Origin of the sequence: Sulfitobacter aestuarii, from assembly GCF_042685005.1 — a bacterium.
Taxonomy (GTDB): Bacteria; Pseudomonadota; Alphaproteobacteria; order Rhodobacterales; family Rhodobacteraceae; genus Sulfitobacter; species Sulfitobacter aestuarii.
Window position 1 is genome coordinate 1 of the sequence record NZ_JBHUMP010000025.1, and the last position, 22,315, is coordinate 22,315.

Below are 22,315 nucleotides of genomic sequence, written 5' to 3' on the forward strand. Positions count from 1 at the left end.
ACTCCCTGATAATCCATCCATTAGGGCCGAATCTCAGATCAGGCGATCACAAGGAAGGTGGGGGCGGCGCACCGCTTGCAGCTATCTGCGTGAAAGGCATGGCTTACGCTAGATCCCCGGAATTACAGAGCTTTACCTGATGTTAATTGATAGCGGCGCATAATCAAACTCTGGAAGGCGAAGAGCGTCAATCCGGCGAACGCCAATTCTGACATTGCTCGCGACATAGGGAGTTTTCATCCCGGTTGTCAGGATTGCCGCAGCGCCGCAAAAGGTGACGTTTCACGTGGAACTGAATCGGCAGAGCGCGGTTGGTCCGATGCAATCGAGGTGGAATAGGAGGCGGACATGACCACAGAATTGTTTCTTGGCGCAGTGACGATCCTGACCATGGCAGCAGTTATCATTGTCGCACTGACAGCGCATAAGCGCGAATACTATGGAGATGATGAGGAAAGCTACGAGCGGTTGCGCAAGGCCGACCACAATGCAGTCAGCCAGGACCACAGATCGGGCCGTTAGCAGCTCACGCAATCCAGTAACCAGAGACCGCAAGTAGATCCCGCGCCTTTCGGCGTCGGGGTTTTCTTATCTCTGACCATATCGCTCAGAAAGTTGGCGGTGTGCAGGCGGAAACGACTTCGCAATCCTCGGCACCCGGATTGCGAAACCGATGCGGCAGACGGCTGTCAAATAGATAGCCGTCGCCTGCCTGCAGCATCGCGACATGACCATCCACCGTCAGCTCGATGGCGCCCCGTACTACGATCCCGGCCTCTTCCCCCTGATGTGACAATAACTCTTGCCCGGTGTCCGCGCCGGGTGGGTAGGTTTCGTGAAGCACTTGCAAGGAGTGGCGTTCGGCATTTCCGATCTGGCGCAGAGAGACCTGGCCCACGCCCTGTGGCGAGACTTCGGTCAGCTCATCGGCCCGGTAAACAAACTTCGGAGCCTGTGCGTCTTCAATCGTCGCGAAGAATTCCGCCATGCTGATCGGGATTGCGTCGAGCAAGCTCTTCAGCGAGGCGACCGAGGGGCTCGTCTTGTTCTTCTCGATCAGTGAGATCGTACCGTTGGTCAACCCGGCGCGCGCTGCGAGTTCGCGCTGAGAGAGCCCACGTTCCTTGCGTATACTCTGCAATCTGCCACCAATATTCACCGTTACCATCTCCTGAAGATCGGGCTGTTCTAGCGCTGGTGCCGATATTTGTCACAGGCATTTTCGCGCAGAGAGTTCACGGGGCAGGCAGTGAAAAAGAATCCCCGTTGACAATTATATTAAACGACATAAGAGATTTGTTAAACGGTTCGCTGCATCATCCTGAAAGGAACGCGCCATGTCCAGCAGTGTCAAGAAACAGTCCCGCAAAGCTCCGGCGAAGAAGAAGCCGCAGATTGCCGTGGTTGAAACACCCATCGCCGACCAACCGGCATCCACGCAAGGCAATGCCGCGCTGATCGCCCGTCGGGAGCAGGCCGTACCCCGCGGTGTCGCTTCGGCAGCGCCGGTCTATGCACGTCATGCGGAAAATGCCGAACTCTGGGATGTGGAAGGCAACCGCTACATTGATTTCGTTGGCGGTATCGGCGTGCTCAACACGGGTCATCGCCACCCGAAGGTTGTCGAAGCCGCGAAGGCGCAGGAAGACCATTATACGCACACCAGCTTTCAGGTCGTGCCTTACGAACCCTATGTCGCGTTGGCCGAGAAGCTCAATGCGCTGGCACCGGGTCAGGCGCCGAAGAAGACGCTGCTGGTCACCACCGGCGCCGAAGCGGTCGAAAATGCGGTGAAGATCGCCCGTGCCGCCACCGGCCGACCGGGGGTGATCGCCTTTACCGGTTCCTATCACGGTCGCACGCTTCTGACCCTCGGAATGACCGGCAAGGTCACGCCTTACAAGAAAGATGTCGGACCTTTCCCGGCCGATGTCTTCCGCGCGCCCTTCCCCTCCGTTCGGGACGGGATCAGTGTCGCGGACGCGATTACCGGGTTGAAGAACCTGTTCCTCACCGATGCGCAGCCCGACCGGGTCGCCGCGATCATCATCGAGCCGGTGCTCGGCGAGGGCGGTTATGTGCCGGTGCCGTTCGAAATGCTGCAGCAGCTTCGTGAAATTTGCGACGAGCACGGCATCCTGCTGATCGCCGACGAGGTTCAGGCCGGGTTCGGCCGCACCGGCACCTGGTTCGCTATTGAACATTCCGGCGTGGTGCCGGATCTGATCACCGTGGCGAAATCGATGGCCGGGGGCTATCCGTTGGCCGGTGTGATCGGCCGGGCCGATGTGATGGATGCCACGGCACCCGGCGGGCTTGGCGGTACTTATGGCGGCAACCCGGTGGCCTGTGCCGCGGCGTTGGCGGCGATTGCGGCGATCGAGGAAGAAGGCCTGCTGGCGCGCTCCAGCGCCATGGGCGAAACGCTTAAGTCACGTTTTTCCGAGATCGGCAAGCGGTCGGCGCCCTATCGCTTCTGGGATATCCGCGGGCTCGGCGCCATGGTCGCGGTGGAATTCGTCAAGGATTTCGACAGCGCTGCCCCGGATGCAGATTTTACCAAACGGGTGATCGGTTATGCTCTGAAGCGCGGACTTCTGCTGCTCAGCTGCGGAATGCATGGCAACGCCATTCGGGTCATGGTGCCCCTTACCGCTTCCGATGCGATCATCGAGGAAGGTCTGCAGATCTTCGAAGCGGCGGTGCAGGCGGCAGTGGCGGAAGAAGTCGCCTAGACCAGGAGCCTGACGGATTTTGAGGAAACCGCCGACCCTGCGTCGGCGGTTTCGCGTTTGAACCATTGCGTGGTGCTTCGCGTTATTCTGCTAGGAGGTAGCCGCCATGTTCAAGATCGACGAGTTTGCACCGCGGGTGCTCGAGATCCGGTTCAGTGATCAGATGGGCGAGGACGAGATTGAAATGCTGGAGGCAGCGCTTGCGCCCTATGTCTCCGACGAGGGGGCGGTGAATGCACTGCTCGATCTGAGCGATCTCAGCAGCGCCGTGTGGAATGGCATGTTCGAAGCGGGACTGGAACAGCGGCTGTTCGATCAGGCCGAGAAATTTGGGCGCGTGGCGCTAGTGACGCGGGGTGAGCATTTCGACGATGCGGCAGCGGCCTTGCAAAAGTTGCTGCCGCGCGGGGAGTTCCGTCGCTTTGATCGGAGTGACAGCCAAGCGGCCCGGGAATTTGCCGCCGGGATGGGTTGAGCCATTTCCGCCCTTCATCTTGCTTAATATATTAAACACCGCGCCCCGGTGTCGGCATGTACGGCGCGCTTCCATCCCAAAAAAACTGAATAGACCCGCATGTTTGCGGCGCCAGAAACTCATTCGCACAGGATGCTTGAATGAAATTTCAAACCTGCCTAACCTGAGTTGAGATTTCAGACCAACGGAGAAACACTCGATATTGCTGATCTTGGGCGCTTTTGAGCGTTGTCTGTCCTGACGTCTGACGACATACGGTGCCTCCCCGGGCATCGTTGCCTCGAAACATATAGGGAGATCATCATGAAGATGTTGAAATTGCTGGTTACCGCTGGCGCTTTGGCGGCCGGGACCGCCGCTTTCGCGCAGGAGAAGTTCATCACAATCGGGACGGGCGGGCAGACAGGTGTTTACTTTGTCGTCGGTCAATCGATCTGCCGTCTGGTGAACCGTGGCACGGCCGAGCACGGACTGAAATGTACAGCGCCTTCGACCGGCGGCTCCATCGCTAATATCAACGCGATCAAGGCGGGCGACATGGATATGGGCGTCGCCCAGTCTGACTGGCAATACCATGCCTATAACGGCACTTCCGAATTCGAAGGCAACAAGTTCGACGATATCCGCGCGGTCTTTTCCGTGCATGGCGAGCCTTTCAACGTGATCGCGCGCAGCGACAGCGGCATCGAGAGCTTCGATGATCTCAAGGGCAAGCGGGTCAACATTGGCAATCCGGGCTCCGGTCAGCGTGCCACCATGGAAGTGGTGATGAACGCCAAGGGCTGGGGCCTTGACGATTTCGCGCTCGCTTCCGAGCTGAAACCGGCCGAACAGGCCGCGGCACTCGGCGATAATAAGGTCGATGCGATCATCTACACCGTCGGCCACCCGAACGGTTCGATCCAGGAAGCCGTTTCTACCATCGACGCGCATATCGTGCCGGTGGACGGCGAGGCGATCGACAAGCTGGTCGAGGACAATCCCTTCTACGCCAAGGCCACCGTTCCGGGCGGCATGTACAAGGGCACCGATGAAGATGTCACGACATTCGGCGTCAAGGCGACTTTCGTGACCTCGGCCTCCGTACCCGATGACGTGGTCTATCAGGTGGTGAAGGCCGTGTTCGACAATTTCGATCGTTTCAAGCGTCTGCACCCGGCGTTCGAGAACCTCACCGCGGAGGAGATGATCGCCGATGGTCTTTCGGCTCCGCTGCATCCGGGTGCCGAGAAATATTACAGGGAGGCCGGTCTCCTCGAATAGCATTTCGGCATGAACTGACGCGGCGGCAGGTCTTTGCCGCCGCGCATGGGCCGTAATAAGAGCCCCCGAAACAATCGGGGCGATCAGGGAACAGGACATGTCACAGAAAGACCAGCAGAAGGCTGCCGCCGTCGAAACCGCCGCCGCGGGGCATGGCGGGCTGAGCCAGACCGAGCTTGACGAGCTTGTTGCTTCTTCGGATACCGGCGGACGCTCTGTCGGTGGTCTGGTCGGCACGCTGCTGATGCTGGTGGCACTAAGCTGGTCGCTGTTCCAGCTCTATATCGCCTCGCCCTTCGGCCTGTTCAACGACACGTTGGCACGATCCATCCATCTCGGTTTTGCCGTGTTCCTCGGGATCATGGTCTTTCCCGCCGCGCGAACGAAGTTCCAGATTGCTCTGGGGGTAATCGTGCCACTGGTGCTCGCGGCGCTGTTCATGTTGAGTGCGAAGGATGCAACGGCGATCTGGTGGATACCGTTGCCTGCGCTGTTTGTCATCGCAACGGTCGTGCTCGGCTCGCCAAAGGACAGGGTGCCGTTCTGGGAATGGGCGCTGGCGGTTGTCGGTGCCCTCTGCGCTCTCTATCTGTTTATCTTCTACCGCGAGATTTCCGAGAGGGTCGGTGCACCGATCACCCAGGATTATGTCGTGGCGATCACCGGTCTCCTGATCCTGCTGGAGGCGACCCGTCGGGCGCTCGGCCCGGCCCTGATGATCGTCGCCTCGGTCTTCCTGATCTACACGGTGCTCGGCCCGAACATGCCCAGCATCATCGCCCACAAGGGCAATTCGCTTTCCGAGATCGTCAATCACCAATGGATCACCACCGAGGGCGTCTTCGGCATCGCGCTCGGCGTGTCAACCTCCTTCGTCTTCCTCTTCGTGCTGTTTGGTTCGCTGCTCGACCGTGCAGGCGCGGGCAATTACTTCATACAGGTAGCGTTTTCGCTGATGGGACATCTCAAGGGGGGGCCGGCCAAGGCTGCGGTTGTATCCTCCGCGATGACCGGTCTCATTTCCGGCTCTTCGATTGCCAACGTCGTCACCACCGGCACCTTTACCATCCCGCTCATGAAGAAGGTCGGATTCTCCTCCGAGAAGGCCGGGGCGGTCGAGGTGGCTTCGTCCGTCAATGGACAGATCATGCCGCCGGTGATGGGCGCCGCCGCCTTCCTGATGGTTGAATACGTCGGCATCCCCTATTTCGACGTGGTCAAACACGCCTTCCTGCCTGCCGTGATCTCCTACATTGCGCTGGTCTATATCGTGCATCTCGAAGCATTGAAGGCCGGGATGGAAGGTCTCGAGCGGCCCTATACGCCCAAACCGATCGTGCAGCGGCTGATCGGCATCGTCTTTGCCATCGCCGCCATATGCGCTCTGTCCTTCGCCGTCTATTACGGCATGGGCTGGCTGCGCCCGGCCTTCCCGGAAACGGCCGGGTACATAATCTTCTTCTTTCTGACGCTGGTTTACGCGGGGCTTCTTTACATCGCAGCGCGCGAGGAACCGCTGCATCTCGATGATCCGAACGCCCCGGTGACCAAGCTACCGCTGCCCGGTCCGACGATCCGCTCGGGTCTGCATTACATTCTGCCGGTCGTGGTGCTGGTCTGGGCGCTGATGGTCGATCGGCTGAGCCCCGGGCTCTCTGCCTTCTGGGCGGCGGCCTATATGGTGTTCATCCTGCTGACCCAACGGCCATTGATGGCGCTGTTCCGGGGCGAAAGCCGCCTGTTGGCGGATATCAAGGAAGGCGTGCTCGACCTGATCGACGGCCTGGTCACCGGCGCGCGCAACATGATCGGTATCGGCATCGCCACGGCAACCGCCGGCATTATCGTCGGTGTGGTCAGCCAGACCGGCGTCGGTTCGGCGCTTGCCGACGTGGTCGAGGTACTCTCGGGTGGCAATATCCTTGCGATCCTGTTCCTGACCTCGATCCTGTCTCTGATCCTCGGCATGGGTCTCCCGACCACTGCCAATTACATCGTGGTCTCGGCCTTGCTGGCACCCGTCATCGTGACCCTGGGGCAGCAGAACGGCCTGATCGTGCCGCTGATCGCGGTGCATCTCTTCGTGTTCTACTTCGGCATCATGGCGGATGTGACCCCGCCGGTGGGTTTGGCGAGCTTCGCCGCGGCTGCCGTGTCCGGCGGGGATCCGATCAAGACCGGGCTCGTGGCCTTCTTCTATTCGCTGCGCACCGCGGCGCTGCCCTTCCTGTTCATCTTCAACACAGAACTGCTGCTGATCGGCGTCGGCTGGGGGCAGGGACTTTTCGTCTTCGTGATCGCCACCTTCGCGATGCTGCTGTTTGCCGCGGCGACGCAGGGCTGGTTTATCGCCAAGAACCGCTTCTACGAGACCATCGCCCTGCTGCTCATCGCCTTTACTCTCTTCCGTCCCGGCTTCTGGATGGACATGGTCTCGCCGCCCTATAGCGAGGAAGCACCGAGTGCAATCGTACAGGCAGCGGCGGAAACCCCGGTGGGCGAGCGTCTGCGCCTGCGGGTGGCCGGCGTCAACGACCTCGGCGATCCGATCGAATTCGTTGCGCTACTGCCGCTCGGGCCTGGCGCAACCGGCGAGGAGAAACTGGAGGCGGCCGGGCTGGCCTTCCGGCAGGATGGGGAGAACATGATCATCGATGACGTGCTCTACGGGTCTCCGGCAGAGGCGGCGGGGCTCGATTGGGACCAGCAGGTGCTGCGGGTGCTGAAACCGGTGCCACAGCCCAGCAAATATTGGATGTTTATCCCGGCGCTGTTGCTTCTGGCCCTGGTGGTGTTCCTGCAAAGAGGCCGCAACCGCCGCGGCTCCGGGCAGACGGTATCGGTCTGATCGCCATCACCACGGATCTGACATATGCGGCCGCTCCTGGCCACACGGGGTGTTTACCTCTCCGCAGTTCCACCCGCGCCCTTATGCGCGTATGGAACCGGCAATATGCCGCGGCGATGCGAGTCCCTCTCGCACAGCGCGGCCGTCCTGCTCGGAGTGGAACACCATGACCCCTTTCGCAATTGCCGGCGTGCAGATGTACGTCAACGCACTCGAATCCAACGTCGACGGGATGATCCAGCGTCTCGATATCCTGATGGCGCGGTTTCCCTGGACACAGATGGTGCTGTTTTCGGAACTCGCGCCCTTCGGCCCGCTCGACCGTTTCGCTCTGCCGCCGGAAAACGAAACCATCGAACGATTCCAGGAAGCGGCTCGTCGGCATCGAGTCTGGCTGATCCCTGGATCGATGTTCCTGAAAAATCCCCAAGACGGGTTGATCTACAATACGTCACTGGTGATTGATCCCGCTGGCGAGGTCATCCGGCGCTATGCCAAGATGTTCCCGTTCCGGCCCTATGAAGCCGGAATCGCGGCGGGCAATGACTTCTGCGTTTTCGACGTGCCCGAGGTCGGTCGGTTCGGCCTGTCGATCTGCTATGACATCTGGTTTCCGGAGACCACCCGTCAGCTGACCAGCCAGGGTGTCGAAGTGCTGCTGCACCCGGTGCTGACCGGCACCACTGACCGCGACGCCGAACTGGCCATTGCGCGGGCTACGGCGGCACAGTTCCAATGTTATGTCGTGGACGTCAACGGGCTCGGTGCGGGCGGGGTGGGCAAATCCTGCGTGGTCGATCCGACCTCGATGGTGCTGCATCAATCCGCCGGGCAGGAGGACATGTTCCCCATCGAGCTCGACCTGTCGCTGGTGCGCCGCCAGCGCGAGGTGGGGCTGAAAGGGCTGGGCCAGGTGCTCAAGTCCTTCCGCGACCGCAGTACCGATTTCCCCGTATACGACCGCAGCAGCGGCAGCGATGCCTATCTCAAGACGCTTGGTCCCCTCGAAATGACTCGGCAGGGCAGCCGCGCCGGTCTGCCCTACGACCCTTCGCCCCAGCCGCCAGCCGCGGCGCAAACGCCCGAACCCGCAGTACCGGCTGCGGATCCGACTACCCCGCCACCGAGATCCGGACTCACGACCGGAACCGGCGGCACATCCAGCGGCTAGGCCGGTGAAATCGTCGCGCGGTTCCGGTATCGCGCGCTGATGGCATCGGTCGACCCCGCGCAGCGGAGTTATACTGATGCAATCGATTTCCGACTATTCATCCGCGATCCAGCTGCGATCTGACCGGTGGAGCGGCCTGCGCGAGGTCTGCGCCGCCCTGACCCGCGATCCGCAGCCGAATGAAGCGGTCGAACTGCTGAAATCGGTGACGCTGCATCTCGAAAGCCTGGGCCGGATGGAACCCTATTGGGCGTTCCCCGGCATGGCGGTGTTCGATCACATGCGCCGCCAGTTCGAGATGGGGAAATATGACGATCTCGCCTTCGCGGTAAACCGGGTCGCGCGGGCGCTGGCCACCGGCGCCTACCGGCGACGGCATATCCCGCTGGAACGCGATTCCATCGATCAGGAGGAGCATGACGACGAGGCGATGCTGAGCCCCGAGGCCCGGGCGCTCACCAAACCCTATTTCGAAGTGCTGATCGTGGACAGCGTTTCGGAACAGCAGGAACGCTGGCTGCGCAACAATGTCAAATCAATGCGACGTTCCGAGGACCCGTTCATCTACGAGGCAGTGGTCGTGCCGAGCCTCGAGGATGCGCTGATCGCGGTGCTGTTCAACCACAATATCCAGGCCATCGTCGTGCGACCGGGGCTGACGCTGAAGTCCAAGGCCATTTCCACCATCGTCGATCGCTATACTGCGCGCGCCGGAGGGCGGGCGAGTATCGATGCGCTGAAACCGGAGGATTACGGTCCCGAACTTTGCCGGATGATCGCCAAGGTGCGCCCCGAGCTCGACGCCTATCTCGTCACGGAGCGGTCGGTCGAGGATATCGCCGGCCATGATCTCGGCATCTGCCGCCGGGTCTTCTACAATCAGGAAGACTTCATGGAGCTGCATCTCAACATCCTGCGTGGCGTGCAGGCGCGCAGCAAATCGCCTTTCTTCACCGCGCTCGTTGAATATTCCAAACAGCCGACCGGCGTTTTCCACGCCATGCCGATCAGCCGCGGCAAGTCGATCACCCGGTCGCATTGGATTCAGGACATGGGCGCGTTCTATGGCGCCAATATCTTCCTTGCCGAAACCTCCGCCACCTCCGGCGGGCTCGACAGCCTGCTTGAACCCCATGGCCCGATCAAGGAGGCGCAGGAGCTGGCGAGCCGCGCCTTCGGCTCGAAACAGACCTTTTTCGCGACCAACGGCACGTCCACCTGCAACAAGATCGTCGTGCAGGCATTGGTGCGGCCCGGCGATATCGTCTTGGTCGATAGGGACTGCCACAAGTCGCATCACTATGGCATGGTGCTGGCCGGGGCGCAGGTCTGCTATCTCGACAGCTACCCGCTCAACGAATACTCGATGTATGGCGCCGTGCCGTTGCGCGAGATCAAGCATCAGCTGTTGAAGCTGAAGGCGGCAGGCAAGCTCGACAGGGTGCGGATGCTGCTGCTCACCAACTGCACCTTCGACGGGCTGGTCTATAATGTCGAACGGGTGATGGAAGAATGTCTCGCCATCAAACCCGACCTGATCTTTCTCTGGGACGAGGCCTGGTTCGCCTTCGCTCGCTGCGATCCGACCTACAGGCAGCGTACCGGTATGAACGCCGCCAACGTGCTGAGGCCGAAGTTCAGGACCGAAGCCCATGCCGCAGCCTACGAGAAGCAGCAGGCAAAGCTGAAGAACGCCGACGAGGAAACCCTGCTCAATACCCGGCTGATCCCGCCGCCCGATGCGCGGGTGAGGGTCTATGCGACGCAATCAACGCACAAGACGCTGACCTCGCTCCGCCAGGGTTCGATGATCCATGTCAACGACCAGGATTTCAAAGGCGAGGTCGAGCAGAGCTTTCACGAAGCCTACATGACCCATACGTCGACCTCTCCGAACTACCAGATCATCGCCTCGCTCGATGTTGGACGGCGGCAGGTCGAGTTGGAAGGGTTTGAATTCGTCAAACGCCAGATCGAGGCAGCGATGTCGATGCGCCGGGCGATCTCGCAGCATCCGCTGCTGAGCAAGTATTTCAAGGTGCTCACCGTCGGCGACATGGTCCCGCCTGAATATCGTGAAAGCGGTGTGACCAGCTATTATGACGTCGAACATGGCTGGACCGACCTCTGGGAATGTTGGCAGCGCGATGAATTCGTGCTCGATGCCACGCGGGTGACGCTCGCGGTCGGCGGCACGGGATGGGACGGAGACACGTTCAAGACCGAGATCCTGATGGACAAATATGGGATTCAGATCAACAAGACTTCGCGAAATACCGTGCTGTTCATGACCAATATCGGCACGACGCGCTCCTCGGTCGCCTATCTGATCGAGGTACTGGTCGAGATCGCCCGCTCACTTGATGAATTGCTCGACGACGCCAGCCGGATGGAGCGTCTGTCCTTTGAGCGACGGGTGCATAACCTGACGGAAGAATATCCGCCTCTGCCGGATTTCAGCCGCTTTCACGACGCGTTCCGTGCCGATGACGTCACCGCCGAAGGTGATATCAGAACTGCCTTCTTCCTCGCCTATAACGAGAAGAATTGCGATTATCTCGAGCTGGACGGCTCGCTCAAGGCGGCGCTTGATGCCGGGCAGACGGTGGTCTCCGCAAGTTTCATCATCCCCTATCCGCCGGGCTTCCCTATCCTGGTGCCGGGACAGGTGGTCAGCCAGGAGATCCTCGCCTTCATGCGGGCGCTGGATGTCACCGAGATCCACGGCTACCGCCCGGATCTGGGCCTGCGTGTCTTCACCGAGGCGGCTTTGAAGAGCGTGCGCGACAAAGATCTTTCTTCCTCACCCAGTTAAGTAAAGGACCCCAATTATGGCAAAGACGATTCTGAAGAACATTTCCGAAATCCGCCGGTTCTTTCACCGCAACGAAGAGCCGGTCTATTTCATCTCCGCCACCAATTTCAATCTGCTTGGGCTCGATGAATGGGTGAAGAACTTCAAATACATCTGCTACATCGATTGTTACGGCGGCAAGCATCCGAATGTGTTCTGCCCTTCCGAGCAGCCGCACGCGGAGTTCCAGAGCATCGAGGACATCAACAATTATCTGCTGCAGCACAAGGAAGTCATCGATTTCATCAAGCGTCGTGGCGGCAAGCCGAAGTTCGTCTTTCTGATGTTCGACGAAGAGACCGAACGGCTGTCCAAGGAGCTGGGCGCCGAAATCTGGTTTCCTAAGGCCAAGCTGCGCCAGGCAATGGACAACAAGATCGAGACGGTACGCATCGGCAACAAGGCGGGCGTGCCCTCGGTGCCCAACGTGTTGGCCGAGGTCAAATCCTATGACGATCTGAAGAAGACCTGCGAGAAGGCGGGGATCGGGCATGATCTGGTGCTGCAATCAGCCTTCGGCGACAGTGGACATACCACCTTCTTCATCAAGTCCGAGGCCGATTTCCGCCGTCACGAGCATGAAATCGTCGGCGAGGGCGAGATCAAGATCATGAAGCGGATCGATTGCCGCGGCTCCGCGATCGAGGCCTGTGCCACCAAGGAAGGCACCATTGTTGGTCCGCTGATGACAGAGCTTGTGGGTTTCAAGGAGCTGACACCCTATCGCGGCGGCTGGTGCGGAAATGAAATTCTCGCCACCGCCTTCCCACCCAAGGTCCGCGAGAAGGCGCGCGACCTGACGTTCAAGTTCGGCGAGCAACTGCGCAAGGAGGGTTACCGAGGCTATTTCGAGCTCGATTTCCTGATCGACAAGAAGACCGGCGACCTCTGGCTGGGCGAGCTCAATCCACGGATCACCGGCGCTTCATCAATGACCAACCACGCGGCTTTCGCGCATGCGGACGCGCCACTGTTCCTGTTCCATCTGCTCGAATTCTCCCGCAAGAAATTTGAACTCGATGTGGATGAACTCAATGCCCGCTGGGCAGACCCGGAGATGATCGACGGCTGGAGCCAGATGGTCATCAAACATACCGAAGACAGCGTCGATATCTGCACCGAAGCGCCGGAGACCGGCATCTACAGGATGCTGGAAGATGGCCGTGTGGTGTTTGACAGGTTCGACTATCACCGCCGCGCCGTGGAATCCGAGAACGAAGCCTTCTTCCTGCGCATCCTGCAACCCGGCGATTACCGTTATGAAGGGGCCGATATCGGCATATTGGTCACCCGCGGACGTTCGATGACCAAATCCTTCGAGCTGAACGAGCGGGCGAAGAAATGGATCCATGGCATCAAACGCGCCGTTGCGGGCAAGCCCCTGCCGAGCGCCAGCGCCGCGCCGGAGCTTTCGGACCCGGCGTTCAAGATCCTCTAGACCGACCGGAAGACGGAGATGTTCTGGCGCGCCCTTTCCGAACTGACACCCGGTCCGAAATGGGCCGGGCTGTTTGCGGAATATTGGCCGGAGTATCGTCAGTGGTGGCTGAAAGAGGGGGAAGCGGCGCGCCCGACCTATGGCGAAAGCCGTCGTGCCTTGGTCGAGCATATGCCGGAGATGCTCGAGCTCTACGACGAACTCTGCGAACTGGCGGGCGGCACCGATCAGGCAGCACGGTTTCTCAGCTTCCATTGCCCACCGCCCTATCTGGCCGGGTGCAGCCAGGCGATATGGCCCGGCAAGGAGCCGGTTCTGGTACGTAATTACGATTACAATCCACTGGCCTTCGACGCATTGCTGCTGCGGACCGGCTGGCAGGGGCGGCAGGTCATGGGCACGTCCGACGGGCTCTGGGGGCTGGTGGATGGCGTCAATGATGCAGGGCTGGCGATTTCGCTGACGTTTGGCGGGCGTCGCATCGTGGGGAAAGGCTTCGGCGTGCCGCTGATCCTGCGTTATGTGCTGCAGACCTGCGAAAGCGCCGAGGAAGCGGGAAAGGTGCTGGCGCGGGTGCCCACGCATATGAGCTACAATGTCACCGTGATAGACGGGAAGCGTCGGTATCTCACGGCGATGATGGCACCGGACCGGGCGACATTGATCACCCATGCGGCGGTCGCGACCAATCATCAGGAACATGTGGAATGGGTAAGCCACGCCCGCTTTACCGCGACGGTCGAGCGCGAGCGTTTCCTGATCCAGCGTATGCGACTGCACCGCGATCCGCAGGAGAAGTTTATCACCGCCTTCCTGAAGCCGCCGCTCTATTCAACTGCCTTCGATGCCGGGTTCGGCACGCTCTATACGGCCGTCTATCGCCCCGGCAAACGCGAGATGGAACTGCGCTGGCCCGGGACGATCTGGCCGCTGTCGCTGAAGAATTTTACAGAGGGCGGACGCCGAATTCTGGTACCGGGCGCCGCATGAGGCTAGGGGCGGCGATGTATTCGCCGCCCTCGGTCGATCTGTCGCCGGAGGCGAAGCTTTGATCAAGCCGCGTGGCGGTCGTGTTTGCCTTCCTTCACCTCTTCGATGATCTTGCTCACGAAAGCATTCAGGTCATCCGGCGAGCGGCTGGTGATAATGCCCTGATCCACCACGACTTCGCTGTCCTCCCATTGCGCCCCGGCATTTTTCATGTCGGTTGCGATGGAACCATAGGACGTTGCCTTGCGGCCCTTGATGATCCCGGCCTCGATCAGCAGCCACGGGGCATGGCAGATCGCCGCGACAACCTTGCCGTTGTCGGCAAAATCGCGGACCAGCGAGACAGCGTCCTTGTTGGCGCGCAGCAGATCGGGGTTGATCTGCCCGCCCGGCAACACGATGGCGTGATAATCGGCAACATTGACGTCGCCCAGTTTGAGATCGGCGCTGACCTTGCCGCCCCAGTCCTTTTCATCCCAACCCGTGATGTCTTCGCCATCCGGCGTCGCTACATGCACCGTCGCACCCGCATTCTTCAGTTCTTTCAGAGGGGTTTCCAGTTCGGATTGTTCGAAACCATCGGTCGACAGGATCAGGATCTTCGCGTCATTGATATCGGTCATCTCGTACCTTCCTTTGCATTGCTTTTCGGATTCTGCAGGGGAAACGTCTGGCAATGAGCGCTGTTCCGGGTGCCGTCGGGTCCCGGCGGATTGTCGCAATTTGTGATGTCGCCGGGTCTGCTGATCGGTTAATAAGCTGCTATGAACGCAAGAGTACCGGCAATCAGTGACAAGGCATTGGCAGACCTGATCGTCTGCCCGCAATGCGACGCGGTCTATCACCTGAGGAAACCCGCGAATGGCGAGCGCGCGGTCTGCGCGCGCTGTCACAAGGTGCTGATCGCGCCGCGGCGCAATGCCGGTCTGCATATCATCGCAGTTGCTTTCGCGGTGCTGTTCCTGATCATCGGCGCCGCTTATTTTCCGTTTCTGACCATCGACGCGGCGGGCAATAAGAACGCGGTCTCGATCCTCGATGCGGCGCTGGCTTTCGCAGGCGGTCCGCTGGTCCTGCTGGCGCTGGCAACCGCCGCGCTGATCATCCTCGTGCCGCTGCTGCGCACGATCCTCACGCTCTATGTCTTGATCCCGGTGGTGCTCGACCGTCCCGCCGCGCGTCACGCGGTGCGCGCCTTTCGCATCTCCGAAGCCCTGCGCCCCTGGTCGATGGCCGAGATCTTCGCCATCGGCTGCGCGGTCGCCCTCGTCAAGGTCAGCGATCTGGCCCATGTCGGCTTTGGCCCGGCCTTCTGGATGTTCGGCATCCTCGTTGTACTTGTCGTCGCGCAGGACAGCTTTATGTGCAAATGGTCTGTATGGAATTCTCTGGAACATCCGAAAAGATCCTGACCGCCCGGGAAATGGGGATCGTCGCCTGCACGCGCTGTACCAAGGCGTGGCCGCTGGGCACGGACGTATGTGGCCGTTGTGGTCATCGTCTGGTCTCGCGCGACCGCATGAGCCTGCAACGGGTCTGGGCCTATTGGCTGATGGGGCTGATCTGCTACGTGCCGGCAAATATCTATCCGATGCTGCGTACCAAGACCCTGTTCATCGTCGATGAGAGCACCATCGTCGGCGGCGCGGTGGAGCTGGCCCATCATGGCAGCTGGGGGGTGGCGATCATCATCCTGATCGCCTCGGTGGCGATCCCTGTCGGCAAGTTCTGGGCAATCGCCTTTCTGGCGATCAGCGTGCGGCACGGTTCCAAGGTCTCGAACCGCGCCCGGCAGCTCATGTTCGAGGTGGTCGAGTATATCGGGCGCTGGTCGATGATCGACATCTTTGTAGTTGCGATCCTGTCCTCGCTGGTGCAACTCAGAACCTTGGCGACGATAAACCCAGGTGCCGCAAGCATCTTCTTCGCGTTGTCGGTGATTTTTACCATGCTGTCGGCGCAGGCCTTCGACCCTCGGATGATCTGGGACGCACAGAGCAAGGCCAGGAGGCCCGACCGTAATGACTGAGACACCCCCTGACGTGCCCCTCACCCCGGCAAGGAAGGTCTTTTTCAGCGGCGCCTCCTGGATCTGGGTGATCCCGATCCTGGCATTGCTCGTGGCGCTCGGCGTGGCGTGGCGCTCCTACAACGACCGCGGGCCGGTCATCGTGGTCGAATTCGAGAGCGGCTCGGGGATCGCGGCAGGGGAGACCGAGCTTAAATACCGCTCGATCACTGTCGGCAGGGTCGAGAAGGTCGGCTTTACCGAAACGCTTGAGAAGGTTACGGCCTATATCCGCGTGGACAAGGATGTCGCGCCGTTCATCGACAGCAGCGCGGTGTTTTGGATCGTCGAGCCGGAGGTCACGCTACAGGGTGTCAGCGGGCTCAGCACCGTGTTGAGCGGCGTCTTTATCGAAGGCTCCTGGGACCGTCAGATCGGCCAGCCCGCCAGCCGTTTTCAGGGGTCCGCCGGGGCCCCGCTGATCCGCCCCGGGCAGTCCGGGCTGCAGATCGCGATCAAGAGTTCCGCCACCGGCTCGCTGACCGATAACGCGCCGATCCTTTACAAGGGGATCGAGGTCGGCCGGGTTGGAAAGGCCAAGATCGCGCCGCGCGGCACCTATGCCATCGCCGAGGCGCTGATCTTCGAAGAGCATCGGGGATTGATCAACGAGACCAGCCGTTTCTGGGACACTTCCGGTTTCGACGTATCGATCGGTCCCGGCGGGGCGGAGATCGACTTTTCCTCGATCGCCACCCTGGTCGGCGGCGGTATCACCTTCGACACCTTCGTTTCCGGCGGCGGCAGGGTACAGGACGGCACGATCTTCGAGATCTTTCCGACCAAGGAGGCCGCGCGCAATTCGATCTTCAACGCGTCTGAAGTCGATCCTCTTGAGCTAAACGTGATTTTTGATGACAACGTATCCGGCTTGTCCGTCGGTGCACCGGTCGAGCTCAGCGGGTTGACCATCGGTAAGGTGGAGGCCCTGTCCGGCGTCGTCGACTACGACCAGTTCGGCGACAGTCGTGTGCGGCTCAACGTCTCGCTGTCGATCCAGCCCGCCCGGCTCGGCCTGCCCAGCGAAGTGACGGCGGATTCGGCGCTTGCCTTCCTGCAGGAGCGGGTTGCCAACGGCCTGCGCGCACGGCTCGCCTCGGCGAGCCTGCTGACCGGTGGCTTGAAAGTGGAGCTGGTCATGGTTGACGACGCGCCGCCCGCGCGGATCAGTGAAGTGCCCAACGAGCTGCCGATCTTTCCAACGACCGAGAGCGAGACTTCCGATGCCGCCGCCACGGTCGAAGGGGTGTTCACCCGCATCAACAACCTGCCGATCGAGGAATTGCTCAACAGCGCGATTTCCTTCCTGAATTCCGCCGATGCCTTCATCTCGAGCGAGGATCTGCGCGAGACACCACAGGATGTCCGCACGCTGCTCGGCGACCTCTCCGGGCTGGTGAACTCGCCGGATGTCAAGAATATCCCCGTCGCCCTCAACGCGACGCTGACGCGCATCGAAACGCTCGTTGCCGATCTCGAGGAGCAACGATTGGTGCAGCGGCTGGTCGGCGCGGTCGATGCCGCATCGAGCGCGGCCGATGCCGTCTCGATCTCGGTTGAGGGAATGCCGACCCTGATCGAGGATCTGCAGGGCGTCGCGTCCAAGGCCGAGGCGCTGGAAGTCGAAGAGCTGATCGCCGAGGTGACCACGCTGGTACGCTCGGCGGATACGTTGATCGCGTCGGAGGCCACGGCAGCACTGCCGGATGCGCTGAAACAGGCGCTCGATCAGGTCAATGACAGTCTCAAGGAACTGCGCGACGGCGGTGCCCTGCGCGACATCAACCAGACCCTTGCCTCGGCACGGGTGGCTTCGGCCAATATCGCCAATTCTTCCGAGCAATTGCCCCAGATCACCGCGCGGCTGACCGAGGTACTCGACAGCGCCGCCGCGGCGGCAGCCACGGTAGAATCCTCCGTGGACGGTATCCCCGAGCTGATCGAACAGATCCAGGCGGTGGCGGCGAAAGCGGAATCCCTGGAGGTGGAAGAGCTGCTTACCGAGCTGAGTGCGTTGACCCGCTCCGCCGATGCGGTGATCGGAACGGAGGACGCCATCGCGCTGCCTGGGGCGCTGAAACGGGCGCTTGATGAGGTCAACTTCACCCTGGCGGAGCTGCGCGAAGGCGGTGCGGTGGAGAACGTTAACCGCACCCTGGCCTCGGCGCGCAATGCTGCTGACAGCATCTCGCTCTCGGCCAGGGACCTGCCGCAGATCGTGGAGCGACTGACGCGGCTATTCGCTCAGGCGAGCCAGACCATCGAAGGCTACAACCGGGGCGATCAGCTGAGCCGCTCGGCGGAGGAAACCCTGCGTGACATTCGCAAGGCGGCGGATGCGCTTGCATCTCTGGCCCGAACCATCGAACGTAAACCGAACTCGCTTCTGCTGGGACGATAGACATGATGATTGCAAAGCCCCTGTCCATTCTGGTCATGTCGTTGACCCTTGCTGCCTGCGGCACGCCTGAGAGGTTCACCGTCTCGCCGCCGACGGTAGACGAGCGGATGCCGATTTCCTTCTCCGCGATCGAGGTGCGCGACGTCTCCTTGCCGAGTTATGCAGCAGCGGACGAGATTCATCTGCAGCAGGCCGACGGCACGCTGACCAGCTCCAGCAAGGTGCTCTGGGCCGACGCGCCGGAACGTTCCGTCGCGCTGGAACTGAGCCGCAACCTGGCGCGGCTGACCGGGCGGCGCATTGCGTCGGAGCCATGGCCTTTCGAAGCCTATCCCGATGCACGGCTGGAAATCCGATTTACCGAGCTGATCGCGACCACCGCGGGGCAATTTCGCGCGTCGGGCCAATATTTCGTCGCTGTCGCGGAAGGCGGGCGGGAGCGTGGGGGGCTTTTCGATCTGGCGGTTCCCTTCGATCCCAAGGGCGGGCCCAATGCGCTGGCTGCCGCGCGCGGCCAGCTGATCCTCGATCTTGCCCGTTACGTGGCGCGCGAAGGGCTGCGCTGACCAGCGGGGGCTGCTCAAATTTCAGACAGCGAAGCCCTTGACCTTCCAGTGAGGGGAACCTCTATCTGTGGCTGGTGATCCGGTAAGGAGTGGCACCATGGCCCAGGACAAGACGCTGATTTTCGATATTGAAGGGATGAACTGCGGCTCTTGCGTCGGCCGGGTGGAAAAGGCGCTGACCGCCGTCGAGGGCGTCAGCGACGCGCGGGTCAACCTGACAACGCAGACCGCGCAGGTCACCGGCAGCGGCGCTGCGCTTTCCGCGGCTCTGGCGGAGGCGCTGCAACAGAGTGGCTACCCAGCCCGTATCGACACCCATTATCTGAGCATCGAGAACATGTCCTGCGCTTCTTGCGTGGGTCGCATCGAACGGGCGCTGCGTGCAATGCCGGGGGTGGTTTCGGCGAATGTGAGCCTGCCGCGCGAAGAAGCGGTAGTGCAGGTATTGAGTGGTACCGCGGATGGCGCGCGATTGGCTGCTGCGAGCACCGCGGCAGGTTACCCGGCGCGACTTCGTACGCGTGATGATACAGCAACCACGTCTGCCGATGCCCGCAAGGAAAGCGAACGCCAGGAACAGAAACGGATGTTGCTTATTGCGGTGCTGCTGTCTCTGCCGGTCTTCCTGCTGGAAATGGGCAGTCATGCGATCCCGGCCGTACACCATTGGATCGACGGCACGATCGGAACCCAGAACAGCTGGCTCATTCAGTTCTTTCTGACCTCCGTCGTGCTGCTCTGGCCAGGAGGCCAGTTCTTCCGCAAAGGCGTTCCGGCATTGCTCAGGGGCGCGCCGGACATGAATTCGCTCGTCGCCCTCGGCACTTTCGCCGCGTGGGGTTATTCGGTGGTGGCGCTCTTTGCCCCGACGCTGCTTCCTGAAACCGCCCGCGCTGTCTATTTCGAAGCGGCGGCGGTGATCGTCACCCTGATCCTGCTCGGCCGTTTTCTCGAAGCGCGTGCCAAGGGGCGTACCGGCGCGGCAATCCGCAAGCTGATCGGGCTGCGCGCGGTGACCGCACGGGTGGAGCGCGATGGCGCATTGACGGAAGTACCGGTCGAAGAGATTGTCGTCGGCGATCTGATCCGCCTGCGGCCCGGCGAGAAGATTGCTGTCGATGGCGAGGTGATCTCGGGCATATCCTATGTCGACGAAAGCATGATCACCGGCGAGCCGGTTCCGGTCGAGAAATCCGAGGGCGCGACCCTGGTGGGCGGTACGGTCAACGGCACCGGGGCGCTGAGCTTCCGCGCTATCAAGGTCGGCGACGAGACGATGCTGGCGCAAATCATTCGCATGGTCGAAACGGCGCAGGGCGCCCGCCTGCCGATTCAGGACCTGGTCAACAAGGTCACGCTCTGGTTCGTCCCGGCTGTCATTGTCGTCGCGGCGCTGACGGTAACGGCCTGGTTGATTTTCGGCCCTGACCCGGCGCTCAGCCATGCGCTGGTGGCCGGGGTCTCGGTGCTGATTATTGCCTGCCCCTGCGCCATGGGATTGGCAACTCCAACCTCAATCATGGTGGGCACCGGGCGGGCCGCCGAGCTCGGAATATTGTTCCGACAGGGCGACGCATTGCAGGGGCTTCAGGCTGTCGAAGTCGTGGCGCTCGACAAGACCGGCACCTTGACCGAAGGGCGTCCTGAATTGACCGATTTCCGTGTGGCGCCGGAATTCGAGGAACAGGCGTTGCTGCAGCTCGTCGCCTCGGTCGAGGCGCAATCCGAACACCCGATTGCACAGGCCATCACCCGGCGTGCCCTGCAGGAGGGGCTGAAGCTCGTCACGCCGGACTCCTTTGAATCGATCACCGGTCAGGGCGTCAGTGCTGGAATCGACGGGCGGCATCTGCTGATCGGAGCGGATCGCTTCCTGGAACGCGAAGGCGTGTCTCTGGGTGAGCTGAAGGCTGTTGGGCAAGGCTATGCGGCAGAGGGGAAGACCCCGCTTTATGTCGCTGTCGATGGGCAGGTCGCGGCTGTTCTGTCGGTCGCGGATCGTGTTCGGCCAACCACCCTCGCTGCGATCACGGCTCTGCATGACATGGGACTCCGGGTGGCGATGATCACCGGCGACAACCGGGTTACAGCTAAGGCCATCGCCTCCGAACTGGGGATCGATCACGTGGTTGCCGAAGTACTGCCCGAGGGCAAGCTCGCCGCCATCGAAGAACTGCGTGGGCAGGGCCGCCGTATCGCCTTCGTCGGGGACGGGATCAACGATGCCCCGGCGCTTGCCGGTGCGGACGTGGGCATCGCCATCGGCACCGGTACAGACGTCGCCATCGAGGCCGCAGACGTTGTGCTCATGTCGGGCGATCTCGGCGGCGCCGTCAACGCCATCGAGATCAGCCGGCGCACCATGCGCAATATCCGCCAGAACCTGGTCTGGGCCTTCGGCTACAACACGCTGCTGATCCCGGTCGCGGCGGGGGTGTTCTATCCGCTGTTCGGCCTGCTGCTCTCGCCGGTCCTCGCCGCCGCTGCCATGGCGTTGTCGAGCGTCTTCGTGCTCAGCAACGCGTTGCGCCTGCGCTGGGTCACACCGGATGCCGGGTTGGCCCTTCGAAAGCCAAAGGCGGTGCCGTCCCTGCGCCCCGCCCCGGCGGAATAGGAGAACGCCGATGAATATCGGAGAAGTCGCGAAACGTGCCGGATTGCCGCCCAAGACAATCCGTTACTACGAGGACATCGGGCTGGTGACGCCGCGCCGCGACAACAATGGCTATCGGGCGTTCCGCGAGACCGACATGCACAAGCTGACCTTTCTGGCGCGCGCGCGGACACTGGGTTTCACCATCGAGGATTGCCGCAATCTCCTAGCGCTCTGGGAGGACGAGCAGCGCGCCAGCGCCGATGTCCGTGCCATCGCGCAGAGCCATCTGGCGCAGATCGAAACCAAGATCGCCGATCTCGAGGCGATGCGTGACACGCTCGCGATACTGGTGCGGGACTGTGCGGGGGACCAGCGTCCGGATTGTCCGATCCTGAAGCGCCTCGAAGCGCCGAACTGAACCGCCGGAACCGGTCGGCGGGCCTTGGCAGTTGATCTATCGGGAAAGGGGAGGCTGCAACCGCCTTACCGGAACCTGTGCGGCTAATGTTGAAGGAGAGCGATCATGCAAAGCGAAGACCATAACGGCGCGACACTCGAGACCTGGACCCCGCAGGAGGTGGCCAGTGCGCAGAATACTGGCGACATCATCCTTGTCGATGTGCGCACTCCGGCGGAATATGCCTTTGAGCATGTCGAAGGCGCGCTGCTGCTGCCGATGGCGGAATTCGATCCCGCATTTCTGCCGTCACAACAGGACAGGCGCATCGTGTTGGTGTGCGGATCATCTCAGAGGTCGGCCAAGATGGCGAAGAAGATGATCGAGGCCGGGGCCGAGCGGATCGCGCATCTTGAAGGCGGTTTTACCGGGTGGAAAGAGGCCCATCAGCCTTATATCGGCACGGATATGGCGAGCGGCGCGCCGCAGCGTAAGGAAAACCGGCCGGAGTGA

General features: G+C 61.4%; 18 protein-coding genes. 16 read left to right on the plus strand and 2 right to left on the minus strand.

Translation table 11 applies throughout. From position 1 onward, the window contains the following. The first annotated feature begins 348 nt into the window (after positions 1–348). Positions 349–522 carry a hypothetical protein gene (locus tag ACFSUD_RS17805; RefSeq protein WP_386375857.1) on the plus strand — a complete coding sequence of 58 codons (174 nt, stop codon included), beginning with the start codon at positions 349–351 and terminating at the stop codon, positions 520–522. 85 nt (positions 523–607) lie between these two features. Here ACFSUD_RS17805 and ACFSUD_RS17810 read toward each other — a convergent pair whose 3' ends face one another. Beyond that, a complete protein-coding gene (locus ACFSUD_RS17810) occupies positions 608–1,159 on the minus strand; it encodes a cupin domain-containing protein (RefSeq protein WP_386375880.1) in 552 nt (183 codons plus the stop codon). A gap of 178 nt (positions 1,160–1,337) precedes the next feature. Between ACFSUD_RS17810 and gabT the strand changes: the two genes are divergently transcribed. The 8 genes from gabT (at position 1,338) to ACFSUD_RS17850 (ending at position 13,774) form a co-directional block, all read left to right on the plus strand. After that, complete coding sequence (gene gabT / locus ACFSUD_RS17815; RefSeq protein WP_386375858.1) at positions 1,338–2,735, plus strand: 4-aminobutyrate--2-oxoglutarate transaminase; 1,398 nt, start codon at positions 1,338–1,340, stop codon at positions 2,733–2,735. 106 nt (positions 2,736–2,841) lie between these two features. Beyond that, entirely contained in the window at positions 2,842–3,210 is a 369-nt protein-coding gene (locus ACFSUD_RS17820; RefSeq protein ID WP_386375859.1) for a SpoIIAA family protein, read from the plus strand. Between the two features lie 303 nt (positions 3,211–3,513). After that, the gene (locus tag ACFSUD_RS17825; protein WP_386375860.1) at positions 3,514–4,473 is read left to right on the plus strand and encodes a TAXI family TRAP transporter solute-binding subunit; all 960 of its coding nucleotides are present in this window, start codon (positions 3,514–3,516) and stop codon (positions 4,471–4,473) included. A gap of 97 nt (positions 4,474–4,570) precedes the next feature. Further along, positions 4,571–7,321, plus strand: coding sequence for a TRAP transporter permease (locus tag ACFSUD_RS17830; RefSeq protein WP_386375861.1), 2,751 nt, complete (start codon positions 4,571–4,573; stop codon positions 7,319–7,321). Between the two features lie 166 nt (positions 7,322–7,487). After that, positions 7,488–8,492, plus strand: a complete 1,005-nt coding sequence (locus tag ACFSUD_RS17835) for a carbon-nitrogen hydrolase family protein (RefSeq protein ID WP_386375862.1) — start codon at positions 7,488–7,490, stop codon at positions 8,490–8,492. 76 nt (positions 8,493–8,568) lie between these two features. Continuing rightward, the gene (locus tag ACFSUD_RS17840) at positions 8,569–11,307 is read left to right on the plus strand and encodes an aminotransferase class I/II-fold pyridoxal phosphate-dependent enzyme (protein ID WP_386375863.1); all 2,739 of its coding nucleotides are present in this window, start codon (positions 8,569–8,571) and stop codon (positions 11,305–11,307) included. 16 nt (positions 11,308–11,323) lie between these two features. After that, on the plus strand, positions 11,324–12,784 hold the full coding sequence (locus ACFSUD_RS17845; protein ID WP_386375864.1) for a biotin carboxylase: 1,461 nt from the start codon (positions 11,324–11,326) through the stop codon (positions 12,782–12,784). An 18-nt stretch (positions 12,785–12,802) separates the two neighbouring features. After that, entirely contained in the window at positions 12,803–13,774 is a 972-nt protein-coding gene (locus ACFSUD_RS17850; protein ID WP_386375865.1) for a C45 family autoproteolytic acyltransferase/hydolase, read from the plus strand. Between the two features lie 62 nt (positions 13,775–13,836). Here ACFSUD_RS17850 and ACFSUD_RS17855 read toward each other — a convergent pair whose 3' ends face one another. Further along, entirely contained in the window at positions 13,837–14,397 is a 561-nt protein-coding gene (locus tag ACFSUD_RS17855; RefSeq protein ID WP_386375866.1) for a type 1 glutamine amidotransferase domain-containing protein, read from the minus strand. A 141-nt stretch (positions 14,398–14,538) separates the two neighbouring features. On the opposite strand from ACFSUD_RS17855, the gene ACFSUD_RS17860 reads away from it, so the two are divergent. The 7 genes from ACFSUD_RS17860 to ACFSUD_RS17890 all read left to right on the plus strand — a co-directional run bounded on the left by ACFSUD_RS17860 (position 14,539) and on the right by ACFSUD_RS17890 (position 22,315). Next, positions 14,539–15,186, plus strand: a complete 648-nt coding sequence (locus ACFSUD_RS17860; protein WP_386375867.1) for a paraquat-inducible protein A — start codon at positions 14,539–14,541, stop codon at positions 15,184–15,186. Between the two features lie 11 nt (positions 15,187–15,197). Next, the gene (locus tag ACFSUD_RS17865) at positions 15,198–15,803 is read left to right on the plus strand and encodes a paraquat-inducible protein A (protein ID WP_386375881.1); all 606 of its coding nucleotides are present in this window, start codon (positions 15,198–15,200) and stop codon (positions 15,801–15,803) included. After that, on the plus strand, positions 15,796–18,243 hold the full coding sequence (locus ACFSUD_RS17870) for an MlaD family protein (protein WP_386375868.1): 2,448 nt from the start codon (positions 15,796–15,798) through the stop codon (positions 18,241–18,243). The genes ACFSUD_RS17865 and ACFSUD_RS17870 overlap by 8 nt, the downstream gene beginning before the upstream one ends. Before the next feature lie 2 nt (positions 18,244–18,245). Next, on the plus strand, positions 18,246–18,809 hold the full coding sequence (locus ACFSUD_RS17875; RefSeq protein WP_386375869.1) for a PqiC family protein: 564 nt from the start codon (positions 18,246–18,248) through the stop codon (positions 18,807–18,809). A gap of 97 nt (positions 18,810–18,906) precedes the next feature. After that, positions 18,907–21,423: a heavy metal translocating P-type ATPase gene (locus tag ACFSUD_RS17880; RefSeq protein ID WP_386375870.1), complete on the plus strand. Its 2,517-nt coding sequence runs from the start codon at positions 18,907–18,909 to the stop codon at positions 21,421–21,423. 10 nt (positions 21,424–21,433) lie between these two features. Continuing rightward, positions 21,434–21,823 (plus strand): Cu(I)-responsive transcriptional regulator, encoded by a 390-nt coding sequence (cueR, locus tag ACFSUD_RS17885; protein WP_386375871.1) that lies wholly within the window; start codon positions 21,434–21,436, stop codon positions 21,821–21,823. Between the two features lie 105 nt (positions 21,824–21,928). After that, complete coding sequence (locus ACFSUD_RS17890; protein WP_386375872.1) at positions 21,929–22,315, plus strand: rhodanese-like domain-containing protein; 387 nt, start codon at positions 21,929–21,931, stop codon at positions 22,313–22,315.